Annotated in this window: 18 protein-coding genes; 6 read left to right on the top strand and 12 right to left on the bottom strand. The window is 66.0% G+C overall.

Translation table 11 applies throughout. The annotated features are described in order from the left end of the window. Nucleotides 1–486 precede the first annotated feature (486 nt). The 4 genes from F0L68_RS40245 to F0L68_RS40230 form a co-directional block, all read right to left on the bottom strand. Nucleotides 487–1,860 (bottom strand): CHAP domain-containing protein, encoded by a 1,374-nt coding sequence (locus F0L68_RS40245; protein WP_188317103.1) that lies wholly within the window; start codon nucleotides 1,858–1,860, stop codon nucleotides 487–489. A 267-nt stretch (nucleotides 1,861–2,127) separates the two neighbouring features. After that, nucleotides 2,128–2,565, bottom strand: coding sequence for a hypothetical protein (locus tag F0L68_RS40240; protein ID WP_149855181.1), 438 nt, complete (start codon nucleotides 2,563–2,565; stop codon nucleotides 2,128–2,130). Next, nucleotides 2,562–3,323 (bottom strand): response regulator, encoded by a 762-nt coding sequence (locus F0L68_RS40235; protein WP_149855180.1) that lies wholly within the window; start codon nucleotides 3,321–3,323, stop codon nucleotides 2,562–2,564. Before F0L68_RS40235 ends, F0L68_RS40240 begins: the two co-directional genes overlap by 4 nt. 4 nt (nucleotides 3,324–3,327) lie before the next feature. Continuing rightward, nucleotides 3,328–4,470 (bottom strand): ATP-binding protein, encoded by a 1,143-nt coding sequence (locus F0L68_RS40230; protein WP_149855179.1) that lies wholly within the window; start codon nucleotides 4,468–4,470, stop codon nucleotides 3,328–3,330. Nucleotides 4,471–4,950: 480 nt separating this feature from the next. On the opposite strand from F0L68_RS40230, the gene F0L68_RS40225 reads away from it, so the two are divergent. Then, a complete protein-coding gene (locus F0L68_RS40225; RefSeq protein WP_149855178.1) occupies nucleotides 4,951–5,346 on the top strand; it encodes a hypothetical protein in 396 nt (131 codons plus the stop codon). Nucleotides 5,347–5,411: 65 nt separating this feature from the next. Here the strand turns inward: F0L68_RS40225 and F0L68_RS40220 are convergent, their stop codons facing one another. The 3 genes from F0L68_RS40220 to F0L68_RS40210 all read right to left on the bottom strand — a co-directional run bounded on the left by F0L68_RS40220 (nucleotide 5,412) and on the right by F0L68_RS40210 (nucleotide 7,779). Beyond that, the gene (locus F0L68_RS40220; protein ID WP_149855177.1) at nucleotides 5,412–6,074 is read right to left on the bottom strand and encodes a Type 1 glutamine amidotransferase-like domain-containing protein; all 663 of its coding nucleotides are present in this window, start codon (nucleotides 6,072–6,074) and stop codon (nucleotides 5,412–5,414) included. Nucleotides 6,075–6,684: 610 nt separating this feature from the next. Beyond that, on the bottom strand, nucleotides 6,685–6,885 hold the full coding sequence (locus tag F0L68_RS44705; RefSeq protein ID WP_149855184.1) for a DUF397 domain-containing protein: 201 nt from the start codon (nucleotides 6,883–6,885) through the stop codon (nucleotides 6,685–6,687). A gap of 24 nt (nucleotides 6,886–6,909) precedes the next feature. Beyond that, nucleotides 6,910–7,779, bottom strand: a complete 870-nt coding sequence (locus tag F0L68_RS40210) for a helix-turn-helix domain-containing protein (protein WP_149855176.1) — start codon at nucleotides 7,777–7,779, stop codon at nucleotides 6,910–6,912. Nucleotides 7,780–7,796: 17 nt separating this feature from the next. Here F0L68_RS40210 and F0L68_RS40205 point away from each other — a divergent pair, with 17 nt between their 5' ends. Next, nucleotides 7,797–8,486 carry an aldo-keto reductase family protein gene (locus F0L68_RS40205; RefSeq protein WP_188317102.1) on the top strand — a complete coding sequence of 230 codons (690 nt, stop codon included), beginning with the start codon at nucleotides 7,797–7,799 and terminating at the stop codon, nucleotides 8,484–8,486. Here F0L68_RS40205 and F0L68_RS40200 read toward each other — a convergent pair. Continuing rightward, nucleotides 8,483–9,349, bottom strand: a complete 867-nt coding sequence (locus tag F0L68_RS40200; RefSeq protein WP_149855174.1) for a phosphotransferase — start codon at nucleotides 9,347–9,349, stop codon at nucleotides 8,483–8,485. The two genes, F0L68_RS40205 and F0L68_RS40200, sit on opposite strands and share 4 nt — an antisense overlap. Nucleotides 9,350–9,512: 163 nt before the next feature. Between F0L68_RS40200 and F0L68_RS40195 the strand changes: the two genes are divergently transcribed. Further along, nucleotides 9,513–10,061, top strand: a complete 549-nt coding sequence (locus F0L68_RS40195; RefSeq protein WP_149855173.1) for an integrase core domain-containing protein — start codon at nucleotides 9,513–9,515, stop codon at nucleotides 10,059–10,061. 151 nt (nucleotides 10,062–10,212) lie between these two features. On the opposite strand, the gene F0L68_RS40190 is transcribed toward F0L68_RS40195, so the two are convergent. Next, entirely contained in the window at nucleotides 10,213–11,820 is a 1,608-nt protein-coding gene (locus F0L68_RS40190; protein ID WP_149855172.1) for a DUF8189 domain-containing protein, read from the bottom strand. A 385-nt stretch (nucleotides 11,821–12,205) separates the two neighbouring features. Between F0L68_RS40190 and F0L68_RS40185 the strand changes: the two genes are divergently transcribed. Beyond that, nucleotides 12,206–12,421, top strand: a complete 216-nt coding sequence (locus F0L68_RS40185) for a helix-turn-helix transcriptional regulator (protein WP_149855171.1) — start codon at nucleotides 12,206–12,208, stop codon at nucleotides 12,419–12,421. Between the two features lie 110 nt (nucleotides 12,422–12,531). Here the strand turns inward: F0L68_RS40185 and F0L68_RS45615 are convergent, their stop codons facing one another. Further along, nucleotides 12,532–12,645, bottom strand: coding sequence for a hypothetical protein (locus F0L68_RS45615; RefSeq protein WP_497857918.1), 114 nt, complete (start codon nucleotides 12,643–12,645; stop codon nucleotides 12,532–12,534). Between F0L68_RS45615 and F0L68_RS44020 the strand changes: the two genes are divergently transcribed. Then, nucleotides 12,628–12,867, top strand: coding sequence for a hypothetical protein (locus tag F0L68_RS44020; RefSeq protein ID WP_223199575.1), 240 nt, complete (start codon nucleotides 12,628–12,630; stop codon nucleotides 12,865–12,867). The genes F0L68_RS45615 and F0L68_RS44020 overlap by 18 nt on opposite strands. A gap of 408 nt (nucleotides 12,868–13,275) precedes the next feature. Beyond that, nucleotides 13,276–13,623 carry a hypothetical protein gene (locus tag F0L68_RS40175; protein ID WP_149855170.1) on the top strand — a complete coding sequence of 116 codons (348 nt, stop codon included), beginning with the start codon at nucleotides 13,276–13,278 and terminating at the stop codon, nucleotides 13,621–13,623. A 529-nt stretch (nucleotides 13,624–14,152) separates the two neighbouring features. Here the strand turns inward: F0L68_RS40175 and F0L68_RS40170 are convergent. Together F0L68_RS40170 and F0L68_RS40165 are read right to left on the bottom strand one after the other, a co-directional pair. After that, nucleotides 14,153–16,597, bottom strand: coding sequence for an ATP-binding protein (locus tag F0L68_RS40170; RefSeq protein WP_223199573.1), 2,445 nt, complete (start codon nucleotides 16,595–16,597; stop codon nucleotides 14,153–14,155). Nucleotides 16,598–17,341: 744 nt separating this feature from the next. Next, nucleotides 17,342–17,821, bottom strand: a 480-nt coding sequence (locus tag F0L68_RS40165; protein WP_223199572.1) for a hypothetical protein, incomplete at its 5' end; no start/stop codon positions are given.

Raw genomic sequence — 17,821 nt, 5'->3', positions numbered from 1 at the left:
CGGCCGCTTCATCAGTGAGGCCATGGCGGTAGTCCTTGTCCGGCAGGGAGGGACCCTGTCAGTCCACAGCCTCCCAGGCACAGCCACCACAACTAAGCAGCGACACGCTACTAGCCGTGGAACTGGAGGTGTTGCTGTTGGACGAGCCGACCTCCCAATCGAGTTGGCCTCGCGGCAGCGGCTGAGCCTGATCCGCGACCTGGCGGTGGTCGCGCTCCGGGTGAGTGTGCGACCGATCCCTTGCGGTGCCGTGTTTCCCGTGCTGTTCCGGCACTCCAGACTCGTGGGCGCGGCCCGCGGGTGGCGGTGACGGCTGTCTGGGTGACCACGCGAGAACGTACGGACCGCCGAGCCTCGGCCCGGCGGTCCGTACGTTTCTGGTCAGGCGATGGGTTCAGGCGGAGTAAGTGGTGGTGGGTTGGTGAAGCCATCGGCGATGACGTAGGACTGGCCGTAGGGCAGGACGTCCTGTCCCTTGTCGTCAGATCAGTTCACTGAACCGGCAAGGTGACTCCAGACACCGGACTGGCCGGCGTTGGTGATGTCCGCGAGATCGATGTGGGTCGTGGGTTTCGGGCCGCCGACCTCGTCCCAGGAGTGGACGTAGTGGGCAACGTGAGCGAGCACCTGCCACACGCGTCCGTCCTGCGTATCGACGAGGGTTCCATCAGCCGGATAGAAGTGGGCGTGACCCCATGGGCTGGCACCGCCCGCGTTGTCCAGCGCCGCTTGGTCGACCGTGGTGCTGGGCTGCGGGCCGCCAATCGCCGACCAGGACGAGACGTACAACGGAGCGCCGCCGGCGAAGCGGTACACCTGGCCGGTGGGACTGCCATTGACCAGAGTGCCGTCCGCGGGAACCGCGTTGACGTGATTCCAGACTCCACCGGAACCCGCGTTGTCCAGTGCCGCATCGTCGACACCGACCGTCGGCTGAGGGCTGCCGAAGACCGACCATGTCGACACGTACAGCGGTGCGCCGCCGGCGAAGCGGTAGACCTCGTGACGGACCACGCCGGCGACGAAGGTCCCATCCGCCGGCGTGGCGCGAACGTGACTCCAGACGTCGATGCCACCAGCATTGTCGATGGCGGCCTGGTCGACGGCCGTGACAGCCTGAGGTCCGCCAAATGCCGACCACGTGGAGACGTACAGCGGTGCGCCGCCGGCAAAGCGGTACACCTCGCCACGAGATGTACCCACCACGAATGTGCCGTCGCGAGGATATTGAGGCAGGGCAAGGATTGCGCTGTGGCTCAGGTTCGTGGCCGGTTGCGCACCTCCGAAGCCGTCCCAGGTAGACACGTAGACCGGTGCGCCACCGACGATGCGGTAGACCGCGCTGGTATCGGCGTCGCGCACGAACGCGCCGTCGGTAGTTCCGCCGCCGGCGTCGATGTCCTTGGCATGGATGTAGTTGTACGCCGAAACAGCGACTCGTCGCTCGCCGTAGGTACCTTGGTAGTTGTAGTTGTAGTCCTCGATCGTGATGGTGCCGTCGCCGTTGACCGCCTCCACCCACGCTACGTGTCCGGACGACTCAGCGATCGACCCGGCAGCCGGGTTGCCGTTGACGGCGTAGCCATGTGTCGAGAACCATGATCCCCAGGTTCCTGCGTTGCCGATCGCGCGCGGCATTTCGAAGCCGTTGCGCGCATGCAGACGCCAGGCCACGAAACTCGTACACTCGCGGTTGTAGTACCCCCATGAGTCGATACGAGAGTCCTGGGCTGCGTTGCGCCACTCCGCCGGATAGTCATCCGTACCAGCCAGCGCGGGCACAGGTACCGCCATCAGTGCGACAAGGCCGATCAGTGCCGCTCCGAGCATTCGCAGAACGGAGCTTCGCCATGTCAGCATTTCTAGGCCCCTGTGGTGTCGTCGCCAAAAAGGCATGCGATCTCTCCTAGCTTTTTTGGACGTAGTCTTGAGAGCACAAATCTTCAAGGAATTCTTTCTGCGGCATCAGTCAATTCGGTCGAAACGCCCGCAACATCGTGACAATAAGCGCTGGTGGATGAGTCTCGAATCGTCCGTAATTCGGACGCTTCCAGCCTCTCTGACGCTTCTAGTCTCTCGGACGCCGGGAGCATTGGGAAGCTGGACATTTGTTCCCGACCGAACGGCTCAACGTGTTGGCAGGTCGACACACGGCGCCGGATTCGGCGCACGGTAGGCTGGGTCGTCACACAGCAACCGGCGATAGACGGCGTCGTCAGCACGTGAGCTAGTGGGCGCGCTCCAGTTGTCCGAAGTTCCACCGCATCCCGCTCGGACCTCGTAGCCGCCTGCAAAAGGCAGTTTGTACGTGTACCTGGTGGTGCCGCCATCCTTCTTGACGGCTGTAGCCCACCCCGACCCGCCTCGAGCGGCTTCGATCCACACGCTGGCGACGTCGACGCCGGAGCGACAGGAGACGTCGGCGGTGATGACGAGCGGTGTCGCCTTGGGCAGAGTCAGGATCAGCAGGATCCACCCGACGACGAGCACCAACAGGATGGTCAGTGGCAGCCATTTTCCGGTGAAAGTGTCTCTGCCGTCATCGGAGCCGTCGTCGGCGTTCACGGAAACATCGCCCGCACCGTGTCGTCGAGGAAGAACTCCCAGTTCTGCGCGACGTACCGGATGAGCTCCGTGCTGGGCGAACCGTTGGCCGGATAGCCTGGGTCGAACTCGAGCAACTTGGACCGCAGGTCGTCCATGCTCTTGCGGATGGTGCTGGGTTTCACGCCGGCGGACTTGGCGATGGCCTTGTGCTGGTGTTGCCCGGACGCCATGGCGCGCCAGATCCGCAACCGCGCCGGGGAGGCGAGAAGAGTCTCCTTGAGAGGCCGGGCGTAGTCAGGGGTGAGGTACATCCCCAGCACCGGGTGCATGTATTCACTTCCCTGCAACGCCGCGGCGACCGCGCGCGGAAGATCACCGCTGGCCTCCTTGGCGCACATGACGCGGCACCCCATCACTTCGTGAGCGAAGATCATGTGTATCCGGCGGTTGGGCGCTCCGCCGCTCCAGATGACAGGTCGCGTCGGCAGGCCGAGTTTCGCAATCGCATGCAGCACGGCCAGGCCGCTCTGATGCAGCTGTCCGCCATCCAGGCCGATACGGCCGAGCCGTCTGCGGGTTTCGAACTCGTCCGATTCCGTGCGGAAGAGCATGTCGACGAGGGCCACGTCATAGGATTCTGCCTTCATCTTTTCGATCGCCTCGAACGGTCCTGACACCACATCGATAGCCGCCGAGGCCGCGGTGCGCAGCGCGTTGATGGCCGCCTCGACCGACACGCCCTCGTCCTCGACAATCAGAATGCGCAATGCGTCCACCTCGTCAGTGCAATGGAAGGGAAAGCCGAACCTCGGCGCCTGTGATGGACGGTGTGATGAGCCGGAAGTCTCCGCCCATCTCCTTCGCCCTGACCTTGATTCGCTGCATCGTCGACCCGACCATGTCGAAGTCGTCCTGGGCCATGCCCGGCCCTTCGTCTCGGATCGTGAGCACGACAACGTTTCCGTGATGCAGCTCCAGCGCGACATGCACTCGGCCACCACCATGACGTACTACATTCTTGAGCGAGTTGACCAGGCATTCTTCGATCAATTTCGCGCGTTCGTTGGAGAACGTCAACCCACCCAGTCGTGGAGTGCTCAACAGTGTCAACTGGCCGCCGAAGAGCCAGTACGTGTTCTTGAAGATTTCGACGGCCCCCACCTGCCGGTACGCCAGCAGAAGCTGTCGGCGATGACGATAGACAATCTTACGCAGGTCAATGGCAGCGCGCTTCGAACTTTCGCCATTCGCAATACGGTCGATGGCGGTCTCGACGCTCGAGTGGATTTCCCCCAGTGTCACGTCGTACGCGCTGACGGTGGCTTTGAGTTCCGCCTGCACCGCGATTCGACACAGCTTCGCCATACCCTTGCCGACGAGGAACCAGACGATCGCCCAGACGGCGTACTGCACCAGGCTTCTGGCCTGCTCCGTGGAGAAGGACCAGGAGTTCATGATGCCGATGATCAAGATCGGCTGAAAGGCGACCGCGCAGAGTAGCGCCACCTCGATGGACCGCCGCTGAAAACGGCCGCGCCACGGGTAGAACGCGAGGATCGTCAGCGTGATCAAGGAGAAGTTGCCCGCCTGGATGCCGTTCCCGTATCCGCCGAAGTCACCGGGATGGATCAGGTGGGCGATTGCGAGCTGGACGACAAACGTGATCGCGACCCACACTCCCGCCCAGTACGCGCCGCTGGTCACTGGTCCGCGATGGCGAACTGTCCATACTGCACCCAGAAAGTGCGCGACAGTGAGTGCGACGAGGATCCGGACACCGTTCGGACCGTAGTTGTCGTTGAAGAGTGCGCCCACCAGGTTGGCCGCCTGAAGTAGGAGTGCCACGGCTTCGAACGGACGGAGCAGCTTGTAAGTCGTCCGGTAGTTGAAATCCTTATCCGACTCCCCTACCTGAAAGATCACAGGAGCCCTTCGATTCGATCATGAGAAGCAGATCTGTGCGATAGGCCCAGTATCCCCAGGCCACGGAAGAGCGACAAGGGTACAAAGAGGGGTGCCTCGACGGCGCTACGCCGGACTGGTGCCGTATCCCTACCCAGTGGGCATTTGTCCGCCTACCGCTTGCAGACGCACTCCTCAACGCTCGGGTTGTCGACCGGGAGAGGAAGGAGTGGGCGCCACGGCTCCAGCGGCGCAGCGGTGGGTGAGGCACTGTCCAGCCGAAAACTGTGGTGAGCCTATGGCGGAACGAACTGTTCAACAGTTGTCTGGCCGGCCTCGGCGCGGCCCTCACCGCGCTGATCACGCCGCCGTGCTGGAGGAGCTGGTCCGCTACCGTCGGGCACGACTGTCGACGCAGTCGAGCCTCTTCTGAAGGAACTGGCCACTGGGTACGCGCTGGCTGGTGAACGGGACGCCAGCCAGCGGTCACTCGACAACGCCATGCGCTTGCTCGCCGCGCCGGGACGCGACGACGAAGTGCACCTGGGCCAGCGCAGCGTCGTCGGCGACGACCTCTACGCCGTCTACCGCACGACCTGCGACATCCACCTCGGGCGTGGCTCCAGCGCGATCGCCGTCCTGGAACCTCGACTCGACGCGTTGGCTGGTTCGTCGCCCAGGACGGCGACGATCAGCCGCGCGAAGCTCGCCAGGGCCTACGCCAACGCCGGCCAGCCTGACCACGCGTGCCGACTGGCCGTCCAGGCACTCGACGCCGGCGTCGCCGTCGGCTCGCACTCCGCGCTCAGCGAGGTGCGGCGCGCGCTGCCCGTGCTGAAGCGGTGGAACGGCCGCAGCGACGTCCAGGAAATCACCCGCCGCGCGGAGAACGGTTAGCCATCCCTGTTCCGTTTCAGGCGGATCACGTCCAACCGTTCCTCCCGCACCGTGCCCTCAGCGGATCACGTGACGACGTACGCGCCGGCGTTGGGGCGGTCGGCGATGGCGGCGACCAACTCCACGCCCGCGTAGTGCAGTCCGGCGCCGGTGTCGGTGGCGTAGCCCTGGGGCCAGCCATCCGCGATCAGCCGGTGGAACGCGGCACGTCGCTCGCCCTCGGCGTAGTGCACGGCGTTGGAGTACGGCAGGAACTCCAGCCCGTCGGCGACGCCCCGGATGCCGCCGTAGGAGTCGGTGACCGCGCCGGCGTGCCAGCACAGCGAACCGGCCGATTCGCCGCCGAGCACGATCCCGGCCTGCCAGCAGTCACGAAGGATGTCCTGTAGTCGGTGGGCGCGCCAGACGGCCAGCAGGTTGACGACGCTGCCGCGGTCGATCCAGATGACGTCCTGTTCCCGCAAGTGCGCGGCGACGTCGGGCACGTTGGGCTCCTCGAACAACGCCAGGTGCGACGTGATCACCCCGGTGCCGTGGAACGCGGCGTGGAAGCTGTCGATGCTGGCTTGACGGTCACCTGTCCCAGTGCTGAGCAGGCACAGCTTCGGAGAGGGCGGCGCACCGGCCAGGCCGATGGCGTAGCGAAAGATCGGGCCGACCTGCCACGGGGAACGCGCGCGATTGAACCCCATCGAGGTGGCCAGGATGGTGGGCACGTCCGCCGGCATGGCCGCAGTGTGCCAGGCACGCCACCGACAACGCGGTCGCCAAACTGCTCCCACCAGAACGATTCCCACGTGCTTGCCGGCACCCGAGTCTCTGCCCGACCATCGGAATCGACTCGGCGATCAAGGCTGGAGACGACGTCGTGGAGACATCCCCAGTGTGGCTGTGGCGGTGCGCTCTCGCCGCCCGCGTGCTGCGAACCGACCTCGATCGGGGAGCACCTCCACGGCCGCCTGGCGGTTCGACCACGCCGAACCCGTGCTCGCGCCGATGATGGACGAGGTCCTCGCCGAGCTGAGGTCGAGCTGTCCAGTGGCGCACTCGGAGGAAGCTCCGGCGGCTCGGTTCATGGCCAGGGCAAACGAGAAGACCACGCCAATGCCAATCGACAGCCAAGACATCTGGGCGCGGCCAGCATCGGCTCCGGAGATCTCCGTGCCACCGATCTTGACGGACAGCGAACTGGAGGAGGTCACCGCAATACGCATACTTGGCGCAGCGGGCGGCCGACCGCTGCCGGTGGCCTCGGATCGAAGGATGGCCGCCGGTCGAGGCCGGCGGCCATCCTGATGATCGGTCAGACGGTGGCCGAACCAGCCGTGGCCTTACACGTCAGACCAGGTCATGTCGGCCTTGCTTCGCCGCGCGTACGAACGCAGCCGCCGCGTGCGCAGAGAACGTGAGATTTGGCCCGTCGGCGTTCTTGGAGTCTCGGACGCCCACGAATCGTTCCGTCATGGCAACCTCGACACACGCGCCCTGATCTTGGCTTGCAGTGGCCTTGCGCCAGGTCGCGGTGTCAAGCCCGTGCATCGTCATAGGTGATGGTCCTCCGGCTCAAACTAGATCATCCAGCGTCGTGCGGATCACCGCAGCCGAGTCCTCCGGAGACAGCGCCTGTTGACGCGCCGCCGCCGCGATCTCCTCATAAGCCGTGCTGAGGAGGGGATCGTCCGACCATCGCGCACCCAAAGGTGGTGGATGCTCCAGGTACACGGCTGGCGAGAACTCGGCGAACAGCAACAACACGAACCTACCCGCCAGTGCGGCGTGGGCACCGGCGGCAGTGGGCACGATCTGGATGGTCACGTTGGGGCGCTGACCCAACGTGAGCAAGTGATCCAACTGAGCGGTCATGATCTCGGGCGTACCGATCGGCCGATGCAGCACCGATTCCTCGATCAGCGCTACGAGTTCGAGCGGGTCGTCCTCGGTCAGTCGGCGTTGCCGTTCCATCCGCAACCCGACAACGAGCTCGCGATTTGTTGCCGACACAGCGCGCGAGGCGACTGTTAGCGCCTCGGCGTAGGGCTGGGTCTGGACCAAGCCGGGCATCACGCCGTGTTCGTAGGTGATCTCGGTCAGCGCCTCGCCCTCGCCACCGACCAACTCAGCGAAACCCTCACCGACCACTGCCCGGTAGGGAGCCCACCACGTCGGTTGCGCGGTCAGCGCGGCGGCCTCCACCAGCCGGTCGATGTCGTGGCCGGAAGCGCCGTAGGCCGTGAGCAGATCGCGGACATCACGCCACTGGAGCCGGTACTTGCCCGCTTCCATCTGGCTGATCTTGGGCTGGGTGCAACCCAGCACCGCGGCGGCATCGGCCGCGGTGAACTTCCTTCCTACCCGCTCCGGCGCGGAGGATCGGAAGGCGCGCAGCTTTTTGCCGATGCGCTGGCGCTGCAACGTCGGATCTGGTCGGGCCACCTGTGTACCTTCACGCGGTGAGTGGCGGCGTCGAGCAGTGCCTGGACCCCGCGCGGCTGCGCCGGGCGGTGATCTCCGCTGCGGACGAGTTGGGCGTCGTGCCGAGCATGGTGCTGCTGCACAACCCCGAGCGGACTCTGGCCGAGCTGCCCCCGCGAGCCGGCGCGGTCGTGCTGGGCGAGGCATGCCTCGCGCTGCGGGAGGCCGTGCGAGCGGGCTGGGCCGGTGGATGGGGCATCGCCTCGTGGAGCCCACAGCCTGTGCTCGCCGCGGTACGCGCCCCCGACCCATCCGAGATCCCCGCACCCGATGTGCTCATGGTCCGCGCCGGGCTCCTGGTCGGCACCAAGGTCCTCGACGCCGCCGACGCACTCGCAGGGCGGTGGCAGCTGGGTGCGCGGCAGCGCTGGGGGATGAGCCCCTTCGCCGGACGTGCACGCGATCCGGTGTGGACCGACGTCGACGCCGACGCTCTGTTCCTGGCCCGAGGCCAGAACGTCACCCGGATGCAGGCGGCGTTCCGCGTCGCCTACGACCTGCCGGTGGTGAGCCGGATGGCGGTGGGCGCCTCGAGCGTGACGCATCTGCGTGAACTGGTCGACAGCGTCGGATTGCGGTCCGATCCCGACCAGGTGGCCCGCTACCGGGCATTGCTGCACGGCCCGCCCCGGCCCGCCGGCCGCCGGGTGAGCGACAAGAGTGGTTAGGCTCGCAGGTCCCGCAACAGCGCCTCGGCGGTGGCGCGTGCGGGCGCCAGCAGCGCGTTGGGGCCCGGACGCCGGCTGGACAGGCGGATCACATTGGCGCAGAACAACAACCGCGCGAGTCGTCCTGACCTGGAGGCCATGTCCTCGGCGAACTCACGCTCCACGCGTTGGGCAAGCTGAGGCACCCGCAACGAGGCGCCCCACAGGAACGCCGCGTCCAGGCCTCGCGGGCCAAGGCCCCAGTCCTCCCAGTCCAGCAGCACGCATTCCGGAGCGGTCAGGTTGTGCCAGTGCAGGTCTCCGTGGGCCACCGTCCACTCGTCGATCGTGGTGTCCACGCCCTGGAAGACCTGGCCGACGCGGCGGGTGAGGTGCTCCTGGCTCATGCTCACCCGGGTGGTGGTGTGGGCGGCCAACGCGTCCAGCGAGTCCGCGAGGCTGCGCCACCACGAGTTCGGGAGGTCGGGATCCACGGTCAGGCCGCCGGTCGTGCCGATCACCGGAGCCGTGACCAGTGCCAGCTCGTCGACTCGCCACACCAGTTGACGTCCCGGGTCGACCCACATGTGGGACTGGAGCCAGGCTGGTTTGGCGACACCAGTGACCATCGAGGCCGCCTCGGCGCCGGTCCACGCAGTCTCGTTGAGCCGGCCAGGCCGACGCCACTGCATCCGCGTCCACGTGGCGGCGGCAGTGGGCATCCCCACGGTGAGGCCGTCCACGCCGTACACCGCGCCGGACCGGACGAGGCCGACGCCCAGGGCTCGCTCCGCCCGGTCCAGGACGTCCGCGTGGTGGTGGGAGCGCAGATCCACCGGTGCGGGCGGCTCGGCGGTCTCGGAGACGGCAGGTCGGGTGCCCATCAGACATGTTCTCCTCGGTCGTCGCGGCGACGGGTCGAGCTCGGTGGGTGCGGGTGATTATTCCCGCCGGAGTGCTCGCTCGTCGCGTAGGGGATGGTTCCCGGTTGGTCAAAGCCGTCCCCGACAATGGTGTTCACGCCGTTGGCGATCCGCCAGTTCGACGATGCTGGCGTGCGACGTCTTCCACGTCGACTGCGCGCTCACCCTCCAGCGGATCTACGTGTTCTTGGTACTGGAAGTCGGCAGCCGCTATGTCCACGTCCTCGGCACGACCACGAATCCGGACGGCTGGTGGACCACGCAGCAGATTCGCAACCTCGTGATGGATCTCGGTCATCGAGTCGGCAAGTTCAGGTTCCTCATCCGCGACCGGGCTGGCCAGTTCACCACCTCGTGCGACGCCGTCCTGGCTGACATGGGCACCAAGACGGTGAAGATTCCCCCGCGGTGCCCACCAGCGAACTGCTACGCCGAACGGTTCGTGCTCACCGCCAGAACCGAGCTCACCGACCACAGGCTGATCCTGAGCCAGCGGCACCTGCACACCGTGCTCGTCGAGTGCATCCGGCACTACAACGGTCGACGGCCGCACCGGTCCCACGAGCTTCGCCCACCCCGGCCGACCCACCCCGTGGCGAACCTCAACTCCCAGCGGACCAAACGACAGCAGGTGCTCGGAAGTCTGATCAGCGAGTACGAATGGGCTGCGTGAAACCGCTGGTCAGCACCGATGACGGGCTTTTGGAACCCCACAGGCGGTATAGCCGCGCCTGAGCCTGTTCGATTCGCGGGACCGGTTGAAGGTCGGGCACCGCCGCTGAGGTCAGGGTGACCCGACCTCAGCGGCGATCGCACCGTTAGGCTCAGTTTCCGATGGAAGTCCAGTCGGAGAACGCGCCGTGGGCGGTGGACTGGCTGGAGCCCATCAGCCTGTTGTCGGCGTTGTCGATGTAAATGGCCACCGCGCCATTCGAGCCGATCACCGCCTGCGGGTCTGAGGCGACACCGCCAGAGCCGATCTGCCCCCACGCGCTGAACGCTCCACCGGCCACAGGCTGGCCGGAGCCGAGGATCCGCCCATCGGTGCTGCGGCTGTAGATCGCCACCGCCCCATCAGGCCCCCGCACCACGGCGGGCTTGCCCACAAGGCCGCCCTGCCCCAGGACCGTCCAGTCGGGGAACGACCCGCGCACACCAGACTGGGTCGTCCCAACCAGATTGTGGTTCGTCGCGGTCACATAGACCGACACGACCCCGTTGCCGTCGACCACCACTGTCGGATCGCTGGCCACGCCGCCAGAGCCGATCTGCCCCCACGCGCTGAACGCCCCACCGGCCACCGACTGGCCAGCGCCCAGGATCCGCTCGTCAGTTGTCCGCGCGTACAACGCGGTCGCCCCGTCCGAGCCTCGCGCCACGGCGGGCTTGCCGGTCAGGCCACCCTGGCCGAGGATGACCCAGTCGGGGAACGACCCGCGCACACCAGACTGGGTCGTCCCAACCAGATTGTGGTTCGTCGCGGTCACATAGACCGACACGACCCCGTTACCGTCGACCACCACCGTGGGGTCCGACGCTACGCCGCCACTGCCGATTTGGCCCCAGGCGCTGAACGCGCCGCCGGGGGCGGACTGGCTAGTGCCCAGGATCCGCCCGTCGGTGGTTCGCGCGTACAACGCGACCGTCCCGTCAAGGCCCTGCGCCACCGCGGGCTGGCCGGTGAACCCACCACCGCTGCTCAACTGCTGCCACGCGCTGAACGCCCCGCCAATAGCCGACTGGCCGGTGCCGTACACATTCCCGTCAGTCCCCACGTTGTACGCCTCGACCGTGCCCCCACCCGACAACAACACCCCAAAATGCGACCCACTCTGCGAAGGGGTGTCGTCAACAATTTTGTTGTAGCGATATGAGGTGTAGGTGTTATTGGGGTGGCCGTCCAAGCTGCTGTCATTGATGTTGGCGTGACCTGCCCGAACGGGGGTGCTGCCGAAGGTGTAGTAGTTGAAGCCGCCCTGGCTGTCGGTCCAGCCGGCGAACAGGAACGTGTGCCCCGGCGAGAACTGAGTGTTCGGCCGGTCGAGGAAGTCGCCTGGTTTCAGGCTGGCGCGATCGATCTGAGTGGCGATGCTGGGAATCGATCCCGTGTTGTAGCTTTGTCGTGTGTGCAGAGTCATGGAGACGTAGCCGGAGCAGTCGCGACGGTAGCTGTTGTCCCCGCCGGGACCAGACGAGTATTGGCTTGGGTCGTCGCTTCCGGCGTCGTCGTACGGCCCTGGTTGGTGGTCGACCCAGTACTGCGCCCGCTGTATGACCTCACTGCGGCCAATGGGCTCATCGATGCTGGAAGCCTGGGCGGCTGGAGCGCCAGTCAGGGTAGTGATGGCCAGGGTGCCGAAAGTCGCGGCGAAGGTGAGGAATGCGGCGGCGAAGCGGCCGACAAGGCCGCTGCCGACAATGTTTTGCCTCAAATCAATCGGATCCTTAATTCAGGTTTTCCAGTGAACGCGGAAATAGACAATTTGGCTCGCCCGAAAATACTCGACGGTAATCCGCTAAAAATATGGAACTCAGACCGAAAGGCGACGCAACAATAAGTCGCCTCGACACTTTTGACGAAGCGCTAGTTGCCCCCGCGCATTGCTTTGCGCAAAATCGGCCGCGTCGGTTGGCTAGGTTGCGTGCTCGGCGATCATATAAATGACTATGTCGGCGGAGGGATGTTCATACGTGCTCACGGTGCTCAGTCTGGCTCCAATGATGAGCGAGGGCCAGGCAGAGAACTAGCAACTCACAAGCAACTTGCCAACCTGGCGCGCGATGCCTCGGGGCGGCCAGAACAATCTGGAGGACGGCATGACAGGCTCGTTCGACTTGCAGTTGCGGCGGTACCGGCTGCGGGCCGGTGTGACCCAGGACGAGCTCGCGAGGCGGTCCGAGGCGTCAGTGCGTACCGTCAGCGGCCTGGAAACCGGCCGTCACGCCCCCTGGCCGCCTCGGCGCGCCAACACTGACGTCCTGGGCCTGGCCGCCGCCGAGCGAGACGAGTTGCTGGCAGCGGCGACCGGCTGAGTGGCCTCTGTCTCGCCGCCGAGGGCGGACCGTGGGTTCCTGCCGAGGACAGTGGCTGACTTCACCGGACGGGACGCTGTGTCAAGTACCGAGTTCGACGGAAGGCGTGATCATCCGCTCGGTGTCGATACGGGTGTGGTTGGGTAGTGATGGTTGGTCTCGTGTTTCACGAGTGGGATCAGGCCGAGTTCGCGGTGTAGTCGTCGGTGGTTGTACCAGTCGATGTACTCGGCGACGGCGATCTCGAGATCGCCGATGCCGCGCCAGGGCCTTTGCCGCAGATCAGTTCGGCCTTGAAGATCGAGTTGAAGGCGTCCTCGAGGGCATTGCTTGAGCAGTTCGCCCTGAATCTTTTTGTAGCCCCTGCTGTGGTTTCTGTGGCCATACGTTCGATCCGCCCGGTGATCGCGTTGTCGACGGGCGGATGGGCGACCTGGTGTGGATAGGTCCACTTCGCGGCTACCAGGTGCCGGTGCCAGCGCGGGATCGTGCCCGAGGTGGGCCAACCGGTGCGGCCGCAGCCTCTTGGGGAGCAGGCGGATCAGTGCGGCGACCGCAGTCCGGTTGGCCTAATCCAGGCGGGGTTTCGGGTTGCCTCTGCGTGGCGCGGCGACCTCATGCCGTAGTACCAGCAACTCGACGTCCTTGGACGCCGACGAGCGGCCGAGCAACACCACCAGGCCCACCAGCCGGCCTGCCCGGACGCTTCACGTTCTGAGATCGCAAACGTCTGGTAGATGTCTAGTAGATGTCGTGGTCAGACCCATCCCGCAGGAAGCAGAATTGCCATCTGCCGGTTAGCAGCACTGCGACCGGCGACAGCAAAAGCAGTGTGTGAAACGAAAGGATGGCAGATGCGTTTTCGTACACTTGTGGGTGCGGCCGTGGGTGCCGCAGCACTTGCCACGGCTCTCAGCGCGCCAGCGTTCGCAACCGAGCGCGCGTGGGATGCTTGCGGTTGGCGCCCCGACTACACCATCGTTTTCAACCCCGACGGCAGGTTCTGCTTCCAGGCACTCAGCGGGCCGGACGATCTGGCTGTCAACATCGACAGGGTATCCACTCTGCACGCTGGCGTGAACAGCGGCTGGGTTGAGTACTTCGACGGGAGGACCGGCGCTTTCACAAGGAAGAACTTCGTGCATGACGATGAATTCTCCATCAACAACGGAGTCGTAACAAAGATCCACCTCAACAGGTGAGGATTCCCTGAATCGCACGAGCGGAGCGGCTGGAATTGTGGGCTAGGTCACCCGCAGTTCCAGCCGTCTTGCTGTTGTCGGTGAGCGCGGCCGCCGCGCAAGCGAAGGCTGTGTAGTTCGCGCCCGTCAAGGTCCGACGTGCCCTTCGGTGTCATGACACCATGAAGAAGGAGTCGCGTCGGCCTCTCGTTGACACTCGACGGGGTCAGGCCGTCGTCACCATCCGGGGAGCCTCATTTCTGCCGTCGCGGTCGCGGCGCGGAAGGCACGGGCAAGCATCGCGAGGGTGATGCGCCGACACCAGGCCGCATACTTGCGGACCTGGCAGCGGTCCAGGCTGACCTGATTCTTGTCGCCTGGAAGCACTTCTCGACTGCCCGGCAGGTCCCGGCCACCCGCACCAGCACATCCAGCGGTACCGGATCCGGTATGTGACAAAGGAAAAGGGTGGCCCACACCTGGGCGGGAGACTTGTCCACGAACGATGGTGACCGCAGCACGGTCAACACGGCGGCGCGTGCGGCCGCAGTCAGGCTGGCCGGGTGCGGCCTGAGGTAGGCGGCATGGTCTGGTCATCGAAGGTGTGGGGTTGCGGCACCGGTGGAGCGTCGCCCGGGATTTCCAGACCAGGTCGCACCCCGGTTTGGTTCCCGGCAACGGTTTCGTTGCTGGCGTGCTTGCTGTCGGCGGTCGGGTGCGGATGTTCGTCGAGCGCGGCCAGCCGTTGTTGGACACGCTCGGCGTCGCCTACACGATGTTGGAGCTGGTACAGCTCAAGGGCTTGTTGCCAGGTATGCCGGGCGTGGTCGTGCTGGTTGTGGGTGGCCTGGGCCTCGCCGAGCCGGTCCAGGGTGTCTGCTTCTTCGTAGGTGTGGCCGATGCCCCGGTACACCGTGAGGGCCTGGCCGTAGTAGCGCAGCGCATCGTCGTGCTGGTCGGTTTGGTGGGCGATGTAGCCCAGGCTGTCCAGGGTGTTCGCCTCACCCTCGGGGTTGCCGTGCTGGCGATTGAGGATCAGCGCGGTCTCGCAGAACTCGCGGGCCTCCCGATGACGCCCAACCCGCGCGGAGTACCAGCCCACCAGGTTGAGCGCATCGGCCTCCCATGCCGGACTGTCCAGAGCACGAAACAGCGGCAGCGCACAGGTCGCGTGGTCCAGCGCCTGCTGGTGGTCGCCTTGCCGGCCCAAAGCCATCGCGAGGGTGTAGTGGGCGCTGGCCTGGCCGTGGGGGTCACCGGTCCGCTCGGCCAGATCGAGGGCCTCGTGCAGGTGGTCAAGGGCCGCGACGTGGTCGCCTGCCCTGGCGCAGGCTCCCCCCAGCAGTCGTAGGGCCAGGACCTGGGTGGTCGGCTCCGCCAGGTGCGCGGCGGCGTGGGCCCCGGCCCGCCACACCGCGACACGGTCATGCAGGTGACCGTGTCGGTGGTGAAAGGTGTCCAGCGCCCACGCCAACTGCCACACCGGGGCGTGCCAGCCGCGGTCGACAGCCAGCCGGTGGGTGGCCAACAGACAGGCGTGCTCGGCCCGAAACCACGCCTGCACCGCGGCTTGGTCGGTCAGCCCGTGTGGAACAGCGCCAGGGGTGAGTTCGCCGAGCATGACTGGCTGTCGGTGCGCCTCCAGGAGCCGATCACCGGCGTGCGCGGTATGCAAATAGAAGTCGACCAGTCGCCGCAATGCCGCGTCGCGAGCGGGGCAGGACTTGGCGAGTTCGGCGGCGCAGAGTCGGACGAGGTCGTGCATGCGGTATCGGCCCGGAGTGTGCTGCTGTAGCAGGTGCGCGGTTTCCAGGCTGCGCAGGATGACACGTGTGCTGGCGGTGGGACGGCCGATGAGGCTGGCGGCCGCAGGCAGGCTGATGTCCGGGCCCGGTGCGGCGCCCAGCAGCCGGAACAGGGTGGCCGCCTCGTCGTCCAGGGCGTGGTAGGAGGATGCGAACACCGCGCGTAGGTTCGTGTGCAGGTCTCCGGTGTTCAGGCCGTCCAGCCGGGCTGATTGCTCCCGCAGTTCTTCCGCCAGCGCAGCCAGTGGAAGGCCAGGGTGTGCGGTGGCGCGGGCGGCGATGATGCCCAGGGCCAGCGGCAGGCCGCCGCAGCAGTCCAGCAGCGCGTCCACCGCCTCCGGTTCGGCGGCGACCCGGTCGTGGCCGAGGTGTGCGGTCAGCAGCGCGCGGGCTTCGGCGGGTTCGAGGACGTCAAGGGCGAGGCTCAGGGCGCCGTGCGCGGCTGCCAGCCCGGAGAGCTGGTCGCGGCTGGTGACCAGCACGGTGCAGGTGGGGCTGCCGGGCAGCAGCGAGACGACCTGGGCGGTGTCGCGGGCGTTGTCCAGGAGGATCAGCATGCGTCTGCCGGCGACGAGGCTGCGGTACAACGCGCACTGCGCCTCGAAGCTGGCGGGGATCGCGGCGGCGTCGACGTGTAGTGCGTCGAGGAGACCCCGCAGAGCGGCCGCCGGAGATGTTGGTGCGGCGGTCGGGTCGAAGCCGCGCAGGTTCGTCATCAACTGGCCGTCGGGGAACCGGTCGATGTTGCGGTGGGCCCAGTGCAGGGCGAGCCAGGTCTTGCCGATCCCTCCTGTCCCGCCGATCGTCGAGATCACCATCGTGGCGCCAAGGTCGGCCTGCGCGTCCATCGCGCCGGTAAGCCTGGCCAGTTCCGGAACCCTTCCGGTGAACAACCGCGGCGCAGCCGGCAACTGGCGCGGTATCGGGGGCAGCGCCGGTTCTGGCTCGGACTTGTGGGTCGGGATGGTCTCGCCGCGCGCTGCGGCGAGTAGCTCCTCCCGCTCTGCCGGGGATACGGCCAGTGCCGCGGATAATCGGTTCATCGAGCCCAGTTGCGGCGTGCGCGCTCGGCCGGACTCCAGAGAACTGATCGTGCGGGCCGACACCCCCGATGCCGTGGCCAACGCGTCCTGTGTCAACCCGGCCCGCAGTCGGTGTGTCCGCAGCAGCGCCCCGAAACCGTCAGCCATCGTGACCCTCCCCGTCCCATCTGACTTCAGGCATCCTATGGGGTGAAACCCTGTTATATCCTGTGAATTCCTAGGTGATGACGTCGCCATTGAGTCATTCCGCGCAACCGCGTGTGACTCAATGCACTCGTAGTCCGTTGCGGCTGATGACGCGCCGAACCCGTTGCGATACAACAAAAACGCAGAACCCGACATGAAGGTGGCCCTTCCGAGATCAACTTCACAGAGATCCTGCGCCTGATGAGTGTCGCGTACACCGCTGTCCTAGAGGTATCCGAGGCCAGCGTCCTGTTCATCTCCGCGTTGTTGCATGCCGAGCGCGTGCGGCGAGGCACCCGCAGGGGAATCCGCGCCGGGTACCTACAAGCAGGCCGCACTCGGTGCTGCGCTGATTCCTCGACGACACCCGGATGTCGACTCTAGCCAGGGACAATGGGCCGGTCCGTTGCATCCTCACCGCATCGCGCTGGGTCGCCCGCACAGCACAGCCGCCTGAGCACCACAGGCGACAGTGCCGAGCGTGCCCACCCCATCGAACAAGGGGCCGGCACGCTCGGCTCTCGCAAGAGCTGCCATGACGGAGGAACTCTGCAAGATGGCTGGTGCCGATCGGACGCCAGACATCTCCAATCATCGTGGACGAGCCAGACAGGACAGCAGACCCCGCACGGCCACCGTCCATCGGACAGCTCACGACGACAGAACCACAACGATAACCGAGGAATCAGGTCGGTGGCTCCAGGTTCAGCAGGTCTGGTTGGTGTGGGTTCCTTCCAGCCATTGGCCGCGAACGAACCCGACCTCGTTGTTGGCATAGTTGAGAACGAGGTTCCAGTCCTGGTCGCCGTTACCTCCACTGTAAGGCAAATAGCAGATGTCAGTCAGGGCGTCTCGCGTCGGGAGGTGCTGATTGGCCACACCCTGATTACAAAACGTCGCCGGACACTGGAACAACGACAACGTCGGCACCCCCGAGGTCACCGGCGCCCCGGCGCCCCCACAGGTCTGACTGGTGTGGGTTCCGTCCAGCCACTGGCCGCGAACGAACCCGACCTCGTTGTTGGCATAGTTGAGAACGAGGTTCCAGTCCTGGTCGCCATTGCCTCCGCTGTAAGGCAGGTAACAGATGTCGGTCAGGGCGTCTCGCGTCGGGAAGTGCTCGTTCGCCACGCCTTGGTTGCAGGCGGTTGCCGGACACTGGAACAACGACAACGTCGGCACCCC

This window comes from Solihabitans fulvus, from assembly GCF_008386585.1.
GTDB lineage: Bacteria > Actinomycetota > Actinomycetes > Mycobacteriales > Pseudonocardiaceae > Solihabitans > Solihabitans fulvus.
This window is presented reverse-complemented; position numbering and strand designations above follow the sequence as displayed.